The organism is Micromonospora sp. LOL_024, from assembly GCF_048060415.1.
Lineage (GTDB): Bacteria > Actinomycetota > Actinomycetes > Mycobacteriales > Micromonosporaceae > Micromonospora.
This window is the reverse complement of record NZ_JBHMIS010000055.1, coordinates 1-13,908: the sequence shown is the minus strand read 5'-3', so window position 1 is coordinate 13,908 and position 13,908 is coordinate 1. Positions and strand designations below refer to the sequence as shown.

At 69.3% G+C, this 13,908-nt stretch carries 13 protein-coding genes, 1 tRNA gene and 1 riboswitch; of the genes, 6 read left to right on the top strand and 8 right to left on the bottom strand.

All coding sequences use genetic code 11. The features are described 5' to 3' along the window. Nucleotides 1–562: 562 nt before the first annotated feature. Nucleotides 563–636: transfer RNA gene (locus tag ACFHWY_RS26675), tRNA-Gly, on the bottom strand. Between the two features lie 189 nt (nucleotides 637–825). Between ACFHWY_RS26675 and ACFHWY_RS26670 the strand changes: the two genes are divergently transcribed. Continuing rightward, nucleotides 826–1,824, top strand: coding sequence for a zinc metalloprotease (locus ACFHWY_RS26670; RefSeq protein ID WP_416583010.1), 999 nt, complete (start codon nucleotides 826–828; stop codon nucleotides 1,822–1,824). A 65-nt stretch (nucleotides 1,825–1,889) separates the two neighbouring features. Here the strand turns inward: ACFHWY_RS26670 and ACFHWY_RS26665 are convergent, their stop codons facing one another. Continuing rightward, complete coding sequence (locus tag ACFHWY_RS26665) at nucleotides 1,890–2,435, bottom strand: pyridoxamine 5'-phosphate oxidase family protein (RefSeq protein WP_416583009.1); 546 nt, start codon at nucleotides 2,433–2,435, stop codon at nucleotides 1,890–1,892. Between the two features lie 77 nt (nucleotides 2,436–2,512). On the opposite strand from ACFHWY_RS26665, the gene dcd reads away from it, so the two are divergent. Next, nucleotides 2,513–3,091, top strand: a complete 579-nt coding sequence (gene dcd / locus ACFHWY_RS26660) for a dCTP deaminase (RefSeq protein ID WP_416583008.1) — start codon at nucleotides 2,513–2,515, stop codon at nucleotides 3,089–3,091. A 48-nt stretch (nucleotides 3,092–3,139) separates the two neighbouring features. On the opposite strand, the gene ACFHWY_RS26655 is transcribed toward dcd, so the two are convergent. The 4 genes from ACFHWY_RS26655 to ACFHWY_RS26640 form a co-directional block, all read right to left on the bottom strand. Beyond that, nucleotides 3,140–4,180, bottom strand: coding sequence for an NlpC/P60 family protein (locus ACFHWY_RS26655; RefSeq protein ID WP_416583007.1), 1,041 nt, complete (start codon nucleotides 4,178–4,180; stop codon nucleotides 3,140–3,142). 12 nt (nucleotides 4,181–4,192) lie between these two features. Next, a riboswitch (cyclic di-AMP (ydaO/yuaA leader) is annotated at nucleotides 4,193–4,331 on the bottom strand. Between the two features lie 193 nt (nucleotides 4,332–4,524). Beyond that, a complete protein-coding gene (locus tag ACFHWY_RS26650) occupies nucleotides 4,525–5,529 on the bottom strand; it encodes an NlpC/P60 family protein (protein ID WP_416583006.1) in 1,005 nt (334 codons plus the stop codon). 259 nt (nucleotides 5,530–5,788) lie between these two features. After that, nucleotides 5,789–7,984 carry a (Fe-S)-binding protein gene (locus ACFHWY_RS26645; protein WP_416583005.1) on the bottom strand — a complete coding sequence of 732 codons (2,196 nt, stop codon included), beginning with the start codon at nucleotides 7,982–7,984 and terminating at the stop codon, nucleotides 5,789–5,791. Between the two features lie 273 nt (nucleotides 7,985–8,257). Further along, nucleotides 8,258–8,521 (bottom strand): cell division protein CrgA, encoded by a 264-nt coding sequence (locus ACFHWY_RS26640; RefSeq protein ID WP_416583004.1) that lies wholly within the window; start codon nucleotides 8,519–8,521, stop codon nucleotides 8,258–8,260. Between the two features lie 221 nt (nucleotides 8,522–8,742). Here ACFHWY_RS26640 and ACFHWY_RS26635 point away from each other — a divergent pair, with 221 nt between their 5' ends. Genes ACFHWY_RS26635 through ACFHWY_RS26620 form a run of 4 tightly spaced genes read left to right on the top strand, consistent with a single transcriptional unit; the run spans nucleotide 8,743 to nucleotide 12,593 of the window. Continuing rightward, on the top strand, nucleotides 8,743–9,543 hold the full coding sequence (locus tag ACFHWY_RS26635) for a DUF881 domain-containing protein (protein ID WP_416583003.1): 801 nt from the start codon (nucleotides 8,743–8,745) through the stop codon (nucleotides 9,541–9,543). Between the two features lie 7 nt (nucleotides 9,544–9,550). Next, complete coding sequence (locus tag ACFHWY_RS26630; protein ID WP_416583002.1) at nucleotides 9,551–11,629, top strand: class E sortase; 2,079 nt, start codon at nucleotides 9,551–9,553, stop codon at nucleotides 11,627–11,629. Between the two features lie 2 nt (nucleotides 11,630–11,631). After that, nucleotides 11,632–11,937: a hypothetical protein gene (locus ACFHWY_RS26625; RefSeq protein ID WP_416583001.1), complete on the top strand. Its 306-nt coding sequence runs from the start codon at nucleotides 11,632–11,634 to the stop codon at nucleotides 11,935–11,937. A gap of 5 nt (nucleotides 11,938–11,942) precedes the next feature. After that, nucleotides 11,943–12,593, top strand: coding sequence for an aminodeoxychorismate/anthranilate synthase component II (locus ACFHWY_RS26620; protein WP_416583000.1), 651 nt, complete (start codon nucleotides 11,943–11,945; stop codon nucleotides 12,591–12,593). Nucleotides 12,594–12,596: 3 nt separating this feature from the next. Here ACFHWY_RS26620 and ACFHWY_RS26615 read toward each other — a convergent pair whose 3' ends face one another. Both ACFHWY_RS26615 and ACFHWY_RS26610 read right to left on the bottom strand, forming a co-directional pair. Then, nucleotides 12,597–12,950 carry a hypothetical protein gene (locus ACFHWY_RS26615; protein WP_416582999.1) on the bottom strand — a complete coding sequence of 118 codons (354 nt, stop codon included), beginning with the start codon at nucleotides 12,948–12,950 and terminating at the stop codon, nucleotides 12,597–12,599. Nucleotides 12,951–13,068: 118 nt separating this feature from the next. Further along, nucleotides 13,069–13,758, bottom strand: a complete 690-nt coding sequence (locus ACFHWY_RS26610) for a SanA/YdcF family protein (protein ID WP_416582998.1) — start codon at nucleotides 13,756–13,758, stop codon at nucleotides 13,069–13,071. Nucleotides 13,759–13,908: the final 150 nt, after the last annotated feature.

The following is a 13,908-nucleotide window of genomic DNA, read 5'->3' as shown; positions in this document are numbered from 1 at the left end:
AGGTGGTCGCGTTGGCTGAGGCTGACGGTGACATCGACTGGGACGCTCAGGCCGATTCCACGGTCGTGCGCACTCACCACCAGCACGCCGCTGCGGAACCAGGCCGCACCAGACGGCTCCAACGCACCCAACATCAGGGCACCTATCCAGCTATAGCCTTGAAGAGCTACGTCGAACTCAGCCTGGACGACTGGCACGCACATCGTCCCGCGTACCTCCCCCGCCCGCTGTCACTCCAGTCGCCGTACGAGTTGTCAACGATCATCTAGATCAATGGAACTGGTCCGGCACCTGAACTCACACTGTCAGTTAACGTCACTGACGCCACCGGATTGACGCCACGCCGACGCCTCATCGCTGGGGAGTGTCGCCAGCGAGGCCGACTCGATAGCCTGGTCAGGAACCGAGTAACTTCCCGCGGTCCGCGTTGGCCGTCGGCTGGCCGGGTCACTTCGAGCCCATCAGAGGTGCTCGTCCCCGACGAGATCCCCAACCAGATGGCGATGCAATCCACGAGAGTCGAACTAATTTGAGTTGATCAAGCTATTAAGCTGCATGAACGTGGAGCGGGTGACGGGAATCGAACCCGCATGTTCAGCTTGGGAAGCTGATGTTCTGCCATTGAACTACACCCGCGAGCGGGATCACTGTACCTGAGTCACCGTCCCCGGCGCATCCAGGCATCCCCACTGCGGACCAGCAAGAAGTTTCCTCCCCGCAACATATTACTATGTTCAGATTTATCTATTGGTTGTAACGTCTGTTCCACGTTTTCCGCAGGGCGCGACACAACCCCCGGTCGCGCCGCCAGAAAGAGGTGGGCTTATGGGACTGCGTCCCGTCGCGCCGAACCGGCGTGTGGCCAGCATCGCATCGACGTCGTTCGCCCTGGTGCTCGGTGCGGCCATGGTCGGCCTACTGCCGGCCGCCACCACGACCGCGAGCCCGACGGCGTCGTTCGTCGCCGCCGAGGTGTGTGAGGATCCGACAGGCACCGCGGCCCGGGTCCGCGGCGACGCCGCGGTGAAGCACGACCCCAACGAGCTGACCATCGCGCAGGTACACCAGCGCGAGTCCGAGTTCGCCGACCTGCTTCAGGAGCGGGCCAAGCGGGTCGGGCAACGCACGTTGAGCGCCCAGGCCGCTGCGGCTTCGGTCACCATTCCGGTCGTAGTGCACGTGATCCGCAAGGACACCACCCGGGCCGGCGGCAACATCCCCGACTCGATGGTCCAGTCACAGATCACCGTGTTGAACCAGTCGTTCAGTGGGGCGACGGGCGGGGCCTCCACCGCGTTCGCGTTCCAACTGCAGCGCATCAACCGGATCACCAACACCTCGTGGTACCCGATCCGGCAGGGCTCGACGGCCGAACGGCAGATGAAGACCCAGCTGCGTCAGGGCACCAAGGGAACGCTCAACATCTACCTCGGCGCACTGAGCAATGGCCTGCTCGGCTGGGCGACGTACCCGCGGAGCACCCTCAACGTGATGGACGGCGTGGTCATGCTGGGCGAGTCGTTGCCTGGTGGCACCGCCACCAACTACAACCAGGGCGACACCGGCACCCACGAGGTCGGTCACTGGCTGAACCTCTACCACACCTTCCAGGGCGGCTGCTCGGGCAGCGGCGACAGCGTCTCAGACACCCCCGCCGAGGCATCGCCGGCCTACCAGTGCCCGACCGGCCGGGACACCTGCTCCGGCACGGGTCTCGACCCGATCACCAACTTCATGGACTACACCTACGACACCTGCATGTACCAGTTCACCCCGGGCCAGGCGACCCGCATGATCAACGCTTGGAACACCTATCGGGCGTGAGCACGTACGCCGAACGGTGCTGGCCCCGCCCGCCTGACGGGGCCGGCACCGGCACACGTCGGGGCTCAGGCCGCTTGGCGGTGGCGCCGGTCCGAGCGCACCCGTGCGGGAGTCGGGCGGGCGGCCTCGCCGGTGGTGCCGACCGGATCGAGCCAGAGCTGGACGGCCGGGCAGGCGGCCGGCTCTCCCGCCCCACCCGACGACCGGGGCTCGCGCCGGGCGAGCATCGCCACGTCGACGGTGAACTCGAACAACCGCCAGTTGGCGTGTGGGGCAGCCCGAGCCGCGAGCGCCAGCCGGGCCACCGTGACGTCGTCGGTGACGGGCCGGGCTCGGCCGGCGACATACGCCTCGTCGTCGCTCTCCTCCGGCGGGAACGAGTGCAGCGCGTAGCGCCCGTCGCGTTCCAGGTCGCGACGCTTCGGCGAGTCGATCACGAAGCAGAAGAGACCTTCGTTGGTGATCACCGGGGAGACCGGGTGCACCCGGGGCCCACCGTCGGCGCGGACCGTGGCCAGGTAGCCGAAGCCCGGGCCGTACTGCTGCATGAGAAGGCGGATCCCGTCGGCGAGCAGAGGCTCGTCAGCGGCGAATTCGGACCAGGAAGCCATGTCGACATTCTATCGAACACACGTTCGAAGCAGGTAGCCCGACACGCCGGTCACATACCGGCAGCTATGGTGTGGCGATGCTGCTCTCCGACCGCGACCTGGTCTCCGAGATCAAGGCGGGCACCCTCACGCTCGATCCGTTCGAGCCCACGCTGGTGCAGCCCTCCAGCATCGACGTACGCCTGGACAAGCTGTTCCGGGTCTTCAACAACCACCTCTACACACACATCGACCCGGCCACCCGGCAGGACGACCTGACCTCCCCGATCGAGGTGCCCGACGGTCAGGCGTTCGTGCTGCACCCGGGCGAGTTCGTGCTCGCCTCCACCCTGGAGGTCATCTCGCTGGGCGACCAGCTCGCCGGCCGGCTCGAAGGCAAATCCAGCCTGGGACGACTCGGCCTGCTCACCCACTCCACCGCCGGCTTCATCGACCCCGGCTTCACCGGCCACGTCACCCTGGAGCTGTCCAACGTGGCCAACCTGCCGATCACCCTCTGGCCGGGCATGAAGATCGGTCAGCTCTGCATCTTCCGGCTCTCCTCGCCGGCCGAGCACCCGTACGGGTCGGCCGTCTACGGCTCGCGCTACCAGGGTCAGCGCGGCCCGACACCGAGCCGCGCCTGGCAGAGCTGGCGCACCTGGCCCACGGGCTGACGCCTCAGCGGCCAGGAGCCGAACCTCGGTGGCCAACCGGCTGACGTCTCAGCCCGGCCGGCCGAAGCTGTGCACCGGGCTGCTGTCCAGCTGCTTCATCTTCACCGGCTGGCCCGCGCGGGAGGCGTGCACCACCCAGCCACCGCCGACGTACAGCCCGACGTGGTGCAGGTCCCGGTAGTAGAAAACGAGGTCGCCGGGGCGCAGCGCCCTACGGCTGACCGACGCGGTGACCTGCCGCTGCCGCGCCGCGTTGTGCGGCAGCGCCACCCCGGCCCGCGCCCACGCGGCCAGGATCAGCCCGGAGCAGTCGTAGGCGTTCGGCCCCTCGGCGCCCCACGAATAGGGCTTGCCGATCTGGGCGCAGGCGAAGGTGACCGCCTCTCCGGCCGGCCCGCCCGGATAGCTGGCCGGACAGGGCGCCGGTCGCAGCTGGCCGCCGCCCCCCTTGCCGTACGCCCGCAGTCGCAGCCGTTGCAGCCGGTCGATCTCGGCTTCGATCCGCCGTCGCTTCTCCGCGAGGTCCGCCTCGCTGCGCGCCAACTCGGCGCTGGTGCCGGCCAGCCCGTCCCGGGTGGCGGCGAGTTCGTCGCGCAACTCACTCGCCTGTCGCACGTCCTGCTGCTGGTAGTGGGCGTAGCGGTCGAGCGCGCCGAGTTGCGCGACGACCTCGCTCGGCGACCGGCTGCCCAGGAGGGTGTTGACGAACCGTACCTGCTCGCCCCGGTACGCCCGGGCGGCCAACGCGCCGACCCGGTCCATCGCCTCGTCCACCTGTGCCTCCAGCGGTGCGATCCGGGCGGTGAGGGCCTCCGTCTTGCGCCGGTTCGCGGCCAGGTCCTGCCGGGTGGCGTTGTGCCGTTCGATGACGGGTTCGAGCCGGTTCCAGTCCTCGTCGATCTGGCGCTCGATGTCGGCGACCGTGGGGTCGGCCTGGGCCGCTGTCGCGCCACCGGTCACGATCACGGCGGCCACGGTCAGCGCGGCTAGTGCGGTGCTGCTGCGGTACCAGCGGAAACGCGGCACAGCGGCCAGTCGACCGGACATCTCCGGCCACTGGGACCTGCGCCGCGGGGCGTCGTGTGCCACCGGGCTGCGTTCTCCTTCTCGCCACACCGCCTACCGGGTTAGCTGACGGGTTCGGGCGGGAAGGGACGCCCTACCGCGGCGATCGCGGATTCACCCCGGGCACCTGGGTCCCCGGCTCGCTCGTTCAGAAACGACTCGACGGTGTCGGACCGTTACCGCCCTGGTTGGACGGAGCTGCAAGCGGGCCGACGATTGCCCAGCGTAGAGACGATCGACGTCGATACGCAACACATCCACACCGCTACTCCCTGTGCTTAGATCTGACATCGGGAAAGGCCCCCGGTGCTTGACCGGGGGCCTTTCCTCGTTCCTGCGTGACCGCTCAACGGCGTCGCTCGGGCCGATCAGCCGGGTCGGCGGAAGCCGGCCACCGGCATCGTCGTGATCGGGGAGACATTGACCGGCTTCCCGGCGCGCGGCGCGTGCACCATCTGGTTGTTGCCCAGGTAGAGCCCGACGTGACTCACGTCGCTGCGGAAGAAGACGAGGTCGCCGGGGCGGGCGTCGGACCGGGAGATGGCCTTGCCCTCGCTCCACTGGGAGCCGGTGAAGTGGGTGAGGTAGATGCCGGCAGCCTTGTACGCGTACTGGGTGAGGCCGGAGCAGTCGAACGAGTTCGGTCCGGTGGCACCCCAGACGTACGGCTTGCCGACCTGGTTGCACGCGGTCCTGATGGCAGTCCGTGCCGCGTCACTGACCACACCGTTGATGGTCGGGCAGTTGGTCGTCTTGACCGTGGTCACCGGCAGCGAGCGCTCGAGCTTCTTGATCTCGGCGTCGATCTGCTTCTTCTTCGCCGCCAGCTGCTTTTCCTTTTTCTCCTGGTCGGCGATCAGCCCGTCGAGATCGGCCTTCTGGTCGTCGTACTTCTTCCGGATCTTCATGACGCCCTCCAACTGCCGACGCTCCTGCGTCGCCAGCCGGTCAAGGAGCGCCATCTGCTCGCCGATCATGTCCGGATTCACGCTGAGCAGCACCGCACCGAGCTCCGAGGAGGGGCCGCTGACGTAGTAGCGGGAGGCGAGATCGGCCACCCGGTTCATCGCCAGCTCGGTCTCCAGTGCCAGCGGCTGGATCTTCTTCTGGAGGTCCTTCGACTTGGCTCGGTTGACCCTCAGCTGCGCCCGCACCTTGTTGTACTGCTCGATCGTGGGCTCCAACTGCTGCCACTGCTTGTCGATCTGCGCTTCGATCTCGTCGACCGACGGCTCGGCGTACGCGGGGGCGGCGAGCAGGCCAGCACCGAATGCTGCGGCGGCTGCGAGAACGACCAGGCGACGAGCGCCCCGACGGAAGCCGCTCGAACGGGCGCGTCCCGCCGTGTGGCGATGGAGGGGCATGGTTGCCACCGGTACCGACTCCTTTGCAACCGGCCACCGGGTGCCTCGCGAGCGGTAGGGGGCGAGACAGACGACCTACGGCGGCCGGTGCTTCACATTAGGGAAAGCGCCGTTGGGAATCAAGACGACCAACGGTTCATTCACCTTTGAGCTACGGCACGCACACAAAGGGTGTCGACCATTTCGTGACACTTATGCGGGTCAATACAAAACCAGGCGCGGTGGCGCCCGGTCTGGGTGCCGCCGCGCCTGTCGGGTACGCCGCCGGTCAGCCGGCGACCGGTGCCTGCACCCCGGTGCCCGGCGCCTGCTCTGGCCGGACCGAGCGGAGCAGCACACTGGCCACGTCTACTACCTCGACCTGCTCCCCGGCGCCCTTGCCGTTGACCCCGTCGTTGAGCATCGTCGAGCAGAACGGGCAGCCCACGGCGACCGTCTTCGCCCCGGTGGACATGGCCTCTTCCACCCGGTCGACGTTGACCCGCTTGCCGATCCGTTCCTCCATCCACATCCGGGCGCCGCCGGCGCCGCAGCAGAAGGAACGCTCGCTGTTGCGCGGCATCTCGACGAGATCACCCTCGATCGAGTCGCCTAGCACCTCGCGGGGTGCGGCGAAGACCCGGTTGTGCCGGCCCAGATAGCAGGGGTCGTGGTACGTCACGCCACCGTCGACCGGCTGCACCGGCGTGAGCTTGCCGGTGCTGACCAGGTGGGCCAGCAGTTGGGTGTGGTGCACGACCTCGAACTCGCCGCCCAGTTGGCCGTACTCGTTGCCCAGCGTGTTGAAACAGTGTGGGCAGGTAGCGACTATTTTTCTCTTGCTCTGCTCCCGACCCTCGAACGCCTCGTTGAGAGTCTCGACGTTCTGCTGGGCGAGCATCTGGAAGACGAACTCGTTGCCGATCCGCCGGGCCGGGTCACCCGAGCAGGTCTCCCCCTCACCGAGGATGGCGAACGAGACACCCGCCTCGTTCAGCAGCGTGGCGACCGCTCGGGTGGTCTTCTTGGCCCGGTCCTCGAAAGCGCCGGCACAGCCCACCCAGAAGAGGTACTCGAAGTCCTCGACCTCACCGACCCGGGGAACCTCGAAGTCGAGGCCCTTGGTCCAGTCCTCACGAGTGTTCTGCGGCGCGCCCCACGGGTTGCCCTTGTTCTCCAGGTTACGCAGCATCACACCGGCCTCGGCGGGGAAGTTCGACTCGATGAGCACCTGGTAGCGGCGCATGTCGACGATGTGGTCGACGTGCTCGATGTCCACCGGGCACTGCTCCACGCAGGCGCCACAGGTGGTGCACGACCAGAGCACGTCGGGGTCGATCACGCCGCCGGACTCGGCATCGCCGATCAACGGCTTCTCCGCCTCGGCGAGCGCCAGCACGTCGACGTGGGCGAGCTGCGCGGCGGTGGCCTTCTCCTCGCCGGATGCGTCCTTGCCGCCACCGGCCAGCAGGTAGGGCGCCTTGGCGTACGCGTGGTCACGCAGGCTGAGCACCAGCAGCTTGGGCGAGAGCGGCTTAGCGGTGTTCCAAGCCGGGCACTGCGACTGGCAGCGACCGCATTCGGTGCAGGTGCTGAAGTCGAGCAGGCCCTTCCAGGTGAACTGCTCGACGTGCGCGACACCGAACTGGTCCTTCTCTGGGTCGGCCTCTTCGAAGTCCAGCGGCTTGCCGTTGCTCATCATCGGCCGCAGCGCGCCGAGGCCGGAGCCGGCCGCGCCCGGCTGCCGCTTGAAGAAGATGTTGGGGAAGGCGAGGAAGCGGTGCCAGGCCACACCCATGGTGACGTTCAGGGAGATCACGATGACCCAGGCCATCGAGATGCCGATCTTGACAACTGCGGCGACGCTGACGGCGGACTCCCAGCCCGGCAGCACCGAGCCGACCGCGTGACTGAGCGGGGTGGCCCAGGTCGGGTACTCGAAGTGGTCGGTGGCCACCTTGAAACCGCGAATCACGAAACCCATGATCAGTACGGCGAGCACGACCGCCTCGACGAAGTAGCCCTGCCACATCGTGGAGCCGGTGAACCGCGACCGGCGTCCGGCCCGGCTCGGGCGATTGACCAGCCGAATGGCGATCAGCACCACGATGGCGATGACACCCAGGATGCCGATCCACTCGGTGACCAGCCCGTAGAGCGCCCAGCCGCCGATCAGTGGCAGCCCTCCGGTGGGCGAGACCACCTCGAAGTAAGCCTCGAGCACCAGGAGCGACAGCACCACGAAGCCGACCATCACGAACCAGTGCGCCGCGCCCACAACGCTCCAACGGAGCATTCGGGTGTGCCCGGCGGTCTCCGCGAGCATGGTCGTCGTACGGCTGGCCTTGTCGCCGAACCGGGTCGGGTCGGGCTGACCCAGCCGGATCACGGCCGTCATCTTCGAGACCGCGCGTACCGCAAGCCACACCGCCACGGCGGTGATGGCGGCCGCGAGGATCGTGGTGACGATCTGGACGCTGCCCATCGAGTTGGCCTCCCGGTCTGCTGCTGCGTCGAGCGGCTCGGCGACCGGGGTGGTGATGCGGTCGCCCTACCGCCGCCGCATCTCAACCTGACCGGTCGATGACCTCGCTCCGCTCGGTCATGCAGTGCAGCCTACGCGCAAGGTTACCCAGCAGTAACGTGAGTCTTCTCGCACCCGGGCCACGCCGCCCTGCGCACACCTTAGGAGGCGGCACCGGCCCACGCTGCGCCGGGCTCGGGCTGACCAACCCTGGTCGGCCCGGCGACCTGGGAGTCAGCGCCAGCGGGAGAGCAGAATCAGGGAGCCGACCATCGCACCGAAGCCCACGGCCAGGTTCCAGTAGCCCAGCTCCATGACCGGGTACTCCTGCTCGGAGAGGTAGTAGACCACCAACCAACCGATGCCGAAGACGATCAGTGAGACGGCCGAGACCGGCAGCCACACCGGGCTGGGCTTCCGCGTCGCGGCGGTCGCCGTCGGGCGAACGTCCGTGGGCGGGGTGTACACCTTCTTCTTGCGGACCTGAGACTTGGGCACGACGCTCTCCAGAGGGGTTACGACCTCGTCCGGCCTGACAACCGGGCGCGAGGGCGACGGTCCATGGCCAATAATGTTCGAGAGCTAGCGTAGTCCGGAAGACCCGTTCAATCCACGAGTGGCGCCAGACCCGTACCGGGCCACGCCGGAACGCAGGGTAGAACCAGGTTACTCGGACCGCACCAGGCGGCTCCGCAGCGCGAAATCAAGGGGGACGGTCCGTGGAGTACACGTCCGGCGCGGCGTCGTGGCAGAAGGCGCTGCGACGACTCGTCGGCGGGCTACTGCCTCGCCGGCCACGCCAACGGCGGCCGGTCTGGTCGGTCGGGGTACCGCTGATCGCTCTCGCGGCCGGGCTGCTCTTCACCACGACGGCCACCACCGCTGGCGGCACCGCGCTGCGTGAGGACCGGCGGCCCCAGCTCACCGAACTCATTGAGGACCGTCGCGCTCAGGTGGCGACGAACGAGGACCGCGCCGCCGCGCTGCGGGGCGAGGTCGAGAGCCGCACGGCCGACCTCGCCCGCTCGGACGGCCCGATCAGGGAACAGCAGGACCGCGCCGTCGCCAGCCGGACCGCGGCCGGCTTCACCGCCCTCACCGGCCCCGGCCTGATCGTCGAGCTCAACGACGCGCCGCAGTCCGGCCGCCTACCCGACGGTGCCACCAACGACGACCTGGTTGTCCACCAGGGGGACGTCCAGGCGGTGGTCAACGCCCTGTGGGCCGGCGGCGCCGAGGCGATGTCAATCGAGAACGTCCGCGTGCTGACGACCAGCGCGGTACGCTGCGTGGGTAACACCCTGCTGCTGCACGGCCGGGTGCATTCCCCACCTTTCGAGATCGTGGCAATTGGCGATCCCGCCGTGCTCCGGCAGGCCCTCGCCGCATCCGAGGGAGTCCGGTGGTTCAGGGACGCTGTCGACAACTACCAACTCGGCTACTCAGAGGAAGTCGCGACCGTCACCGTGCCGGCGTTCGAGGACTCCACCACACTCCGATCGGCGACGGTGCCCCAGTGAGGCCGCAGTGAGCCAGCAGTCTGACGGCCGGCACCGCGACCGGGCCGACGAACCCACCGCCTTCCTGCCCAAGGTCGAGCAATCCGAACCCGCCGGCACCCAGAGCCGACCGGCCGGCACATGGCCGGACCCGGTGCCGCCAACCCCTGCCCGGCCCACCGCCCAGGTCCGGTCGGACTCCGCACCGACCACCGCCCGCCCAGCGAACCAGTGGGACACCGCACCGATTACGGCGAACCAGTGGGACCCGGTACCCGCCAGGGCCAACCAGTGGGATCCGACGCCCCCCACCCAGCCCACGCCGGACCTGGGACTGTCGACGGACCAGCGGGATCGGGCACCGGGCCAGGGGCCCGATGGTACGGCCGGCCGGCCGCAGGGCACGACGGGCCCCGACCAGTGGCCCGGAGTGGCCCTGCCGTCCGGTCAGCCGGACATCCCGGTGGGGCCGACGCCCTGGCGCGGAGCCTTCGAGCCGGCCGGCCGCCCCGTTGCCGCCAACGGCCACCGGGGCGACGGCCACCCCCGCGTCAGCGACGCCGGCCAGGCCAGCGCCACCGGTACCAGCGCCTCGGGCCAGCCGGGCGGTTCCGCACCGAGTGGTGCCGTGCGGCCCGCGGCGCTCGGTTCCCCGCCGCCCTGGCCAGGGACCCGGCCGGCCAGCCCCGGCCCCGGCCTCCGCCCAGAGCAGCCGAGCCGGGGCGCACCGGTACCGCACAGCGGTCCCGAGCAGCGGGCCCAGGCCCGACCGCCGTCGGATGGGCCGCCCAACGCCACACCGGGTCAGCCGCCGGCGACGCCACCCTGGCAGCAGGCGGCGGGCCGAGGCAATCCGGGCGTGGACGACACCCGGCCGTCGCCGGACCGCCCCACCGGGCAGGGTGGCTGGTCGGGCGACGCGCCGACCGCGCTGATGCCCAGGATCAAGCAGGCTACAGCCACCCCGCCCGGTGCCGCTGGCCAAGCAGCGGAACCGCCCCGGCCCGACCCGACGGCCACCCCTGCGGCGAGCCGGCAGACCGGTCCGGCACCGAAACCGGGCAGCCCGGTGCCGGACCGCCGGGGCACACCGACGAGCGGCCCGGGGACCCCGGGTCAGCAACCCCGCTCCGGGCCTCCCAACGGACCGGGCCCGCAGGCCGCCGTGGACCGGCCGACCGACCCGGCGGCGACCGCGCTCATTCCGGCGATCACCGGGGCGAAGCCGGTCGGTCCGCCCGCGCTGGACTCGACCGCCCTGATGGGGGCGGTGCCTCGGACGCCGCAGACCGCAGAGCCGTCCGACGGCGCCGACTCACCCGCCGAGACCCCCAGGCCACGGCGGGGGGACCGGGTCGTGCAGCTACGCGCGCACCAGGTGGATGAGGGCTACAAGAGCGTCTACTCAGAGCTGACCCGACCGTCGATCTGGTCCCGGATCCGCACCGGCCTACGATTCAGCGGCGAACTGCTGATCACCTTCGGCCTGGTGGTGCTGCTCTTCGCCGGCTACGAGATCTGGGGCAAGTCGGCGATCGTCGACGCCCACCAGGGTGAGCTGAGTGATCAGCTGGCGCAGGCGTGGGAGCCGGAGCCGGATCCGACGGTGGCGGCCCCCTCGGCGAGTCCCTCCGCCCCGGCCAAACCGGCAGTTCGCGGCACGCCGATCGCGGGCCTCTACATTCCCAGGTTCGAAAAGGAATGGATCGTGGTCGAAGGCGTCGGCCAGCAGGACATCCGGTACGCACCGGGCCACTATCCGGACAGTGCCCAGCCAGGCCAGCTGGGCAACTTCTCCGTGGCCGGACACCGCAACCGGGCCACCTTCTGGCGGCTGGACGAGTTGCGCGACGGCGATCCGATCATCGTCGAGGGTCGCACCGAGTGGTATGTCTACCAGGTCACCGAGAGCCTGATCGTCAAGCCGAGCCAGGTCGAGGTGGTCGCCCCGGTGCCGGGCGATCCGGGGAAGAAGCCGACCAAGCGAATGCTGACCCTGACCACGTGTAACCCGAAGTTCGACAACTATCAGCGGTTGATCATTCACGCCGAGTTGACGCGTACCCAGCCCAAGGCTGAGGGACGCCCGGTGGAGCTGGGGACCTGACCATGTACGCCTGGATCTGGCGCAAACTTCCCTTCGGGCTGCCCGGCAAGCTCGGCGGTAGCCTGCTGCTCGCCACCACGGCGTTGGCACTGCTCTGGTATGTGGTCTTCCCCTGGGCGGAGCCGCTGCTGCCCTTCGACGACGTGCAGGTCACCCAGGAAGATTCCGGAGTCCCGGGCGCGCCCGGTGGCGACATCATCCCAGACGACGACGGTCCGGCCGGCGATGCCCCGGCGGACGACAACGATCACGACCTGCCATACGACACCGACCAGAACAACACCCCGCCGCCGGGTGAGGACGAGTGAGGCCGATGCGTGTCCTGGTGATCGACAACTACGACTCGTTCGTCTTCAACCTGGTGCAGTACCTCGGCCAGCTCGGCGTAGAGTGCGAAGTCCGACGCAACGACGACATCGACATCGGCGAGGTGGGACGGGTCGGTGCGGCCGGCATCCTGCTCTCACCGGGGCCGGGCAGCCCCGACCGGGCCGGCATCTGCCTCGACGTCATCCGGGAGTACGCCGGCAACCTGCCGATCTTCGGCGTGTGCCTGGGTCACCAGGCCATCGGCGAGGCGTTCGGGGCGACCGTCACCCGTGCCCCGGAGCTGTTGCACGGGAAGACCTCGGAGGTCCAGCACAATGGCACCGGCGTCCTCGCCGGCCTGCCCGACCCCTTCACGGCAACCCGCTACCACTCGCTCGCCGTGCTGCGCGAGACACTGCCGGCCGAGCTGGAGGTGACCGGCTGGACCGCCTCCGGGATCGTGATGGCGATGCGGCACCGCACGCTACCGATCGAGGGCGTCCAGTTCCACCCCGAGTCGGTGCTCACCGAGGGTGGCCACCTGATGCTGGCCAACTGGCTTGCCGCCTGCGGCCACCCCGAGGCACTGGAACACGCCCCGGACCTGGCCGCCGAGGTCGACGTCCGTCGCCGTGCCGCCTTCGCCACCACCTGAGGGTCAGGTCCTGCTGTCGTCGGCAGTTCCGTCGCGTCGGCCTCGGGCCGCCAGGAGCGTCACGGTCAGTACCGTGATCGATAAGACGCCTACGGCTTTCCCGATCCGATCGATTCGCTTGGAGTTGCAGGACCGGTAGGCGATCTCCCAGTAGTTTCCGTCCGAGGGACCAGCCCAGAAGTCGAGGTCGGTGGCCAAGGCGTTGCCGCAGATCGCCATCTCGTGGTCGCCGGGCCCCCGAACGTAGATCGGGAGGGCCAGCAGGAGCACCACCGCGGCGGTCCCGAGCCACCCGACTCGGGACGGTGTCACCCAGGTGCGGATCTTCGATCTGGTCGGTTCGGCCTCGGTCCCCATCGGGCAGATGATAGAGCACCGCATCGACCGCCTTGACGCGCTCCGGCGGTGCCGGCCGGACGGCCACGTCGCAGACGGCCACGGGCCGAGCATCGGGCCGGAACCATCCGCAGGGCGGTTAGCGGTTCAGCGCGTGGGAGATGCCGGGGTTGGCGGGCGAAGTGACGGCCGGTGGTCGGTCGCGGATGGCGTCCCAGGCCGCCTTGCCGCTGGCCAGGTAGTCCCGCGCCGCCTTCCAAACCAGCAGGCCGGTGCCGCAGCCCGAACAGCGGGCGGGCACCCCGTCGGCCTCGATCCCGAGGTGCCGGCACAACGTCACCGCCCGGGACAGGTGATAGGACTGGGTGACGATCAGCGCTCGTCGCACCCCGTAGACCTCCCGGGCCCGCAGGCAACTGTCGTACGTGTCCAGCCCGTGTGGATCGGCGACGACCCGCTGCGCATCGACGCCGAGCCGCTCGGTCAGGTGGGACGTCATCGTCGCCGTCTCGTCGCCGGACGTGCCGCCCCCGTCGCCGGATACGAGCACCACCCGGGCCTGCCCGCCGTGCACCAGCCCAGCGGCAGTTTCCAGGCGGCCAGCCAGCCGGACGCCCGGTTGACTCCCGTCCTCGGCGACAGCCGTTCCCAGCACGATCACGACATCGACGGCCGGCGCCTCGGTCGGCGCGTAGACGTGACCGCGCGCTGAGATGCTCGTCCAGAGCCAGGGCAGGCTGCTGGCGAGCAACACCGTGGCCAGCGCCAGAGCCGCAGCCCGGGTCAGGCGTCGCCGCCACCGGTTCGTCCGGCCCGCACGATCGGTCACCGAGCCACGAGCCCGGCCGACCATCGACAGTTCAGCGCTATCGCCCCCTCCAGCCAACCGGTGACTGCCGCCAAGTCTAGCTAGGTGACGGGCAGGGCCATTGCGTAAAACCGGTGACGTTACGTGACTGCGTCGATGAGTTGGGTTGAT

Coding starts and splice junctions, on each gene's coding strand:
- ACFHWY_RS26670 (WP_416583010.1), top strand. CDS start 826: ATGGGACTGCGTCCCGTCGCGCCGAACCGGCGTGTGGCCAGCATCGCA.
- ACFHWY_RS26665 (WP_416583009.1), bottom strand. CDS start 2,435: ATGGCTTCCTGGTCCGAATTCGCCGCTGACGAGCCTCTGCTCGCCGAC.
- dcd (WP_416583008.1), top strand. CDS start 2,513: ATGCTGCTCTCCGACCGCGACCTGGTCTCCGAGATCAAGGCGGGCACC.
- ACFHWY_RS26645 (WP_416583005.1), bottom strand. CDS start 7,984: ATGGGCAGCGTCCAGATCGTCACCACGATCCTCGCGGCCGCCATCACC.
- ACFHWY_RS26625 (WP_416583001.1), top strand. CDS start 11,632: ATGTACGCCTGGATCTGGCGCAAACTTCCCTTCGGGCTGCCCGGCAAG.
- ACFHWY_RS26620 (WP_416583000.1), top strand. CDS start 11,943: ATGCGTGTCCTGGTGATCGACAACTACGACTCGTTCGTCTTCAACCTG.
- ACFHWY_RS26615 (WP_416582999.1), bottom strand. CDS start 12,950: ATGGGGACCGAGGCCGAACCGACCAGATCGAAGATCCGCACCTGGGTG.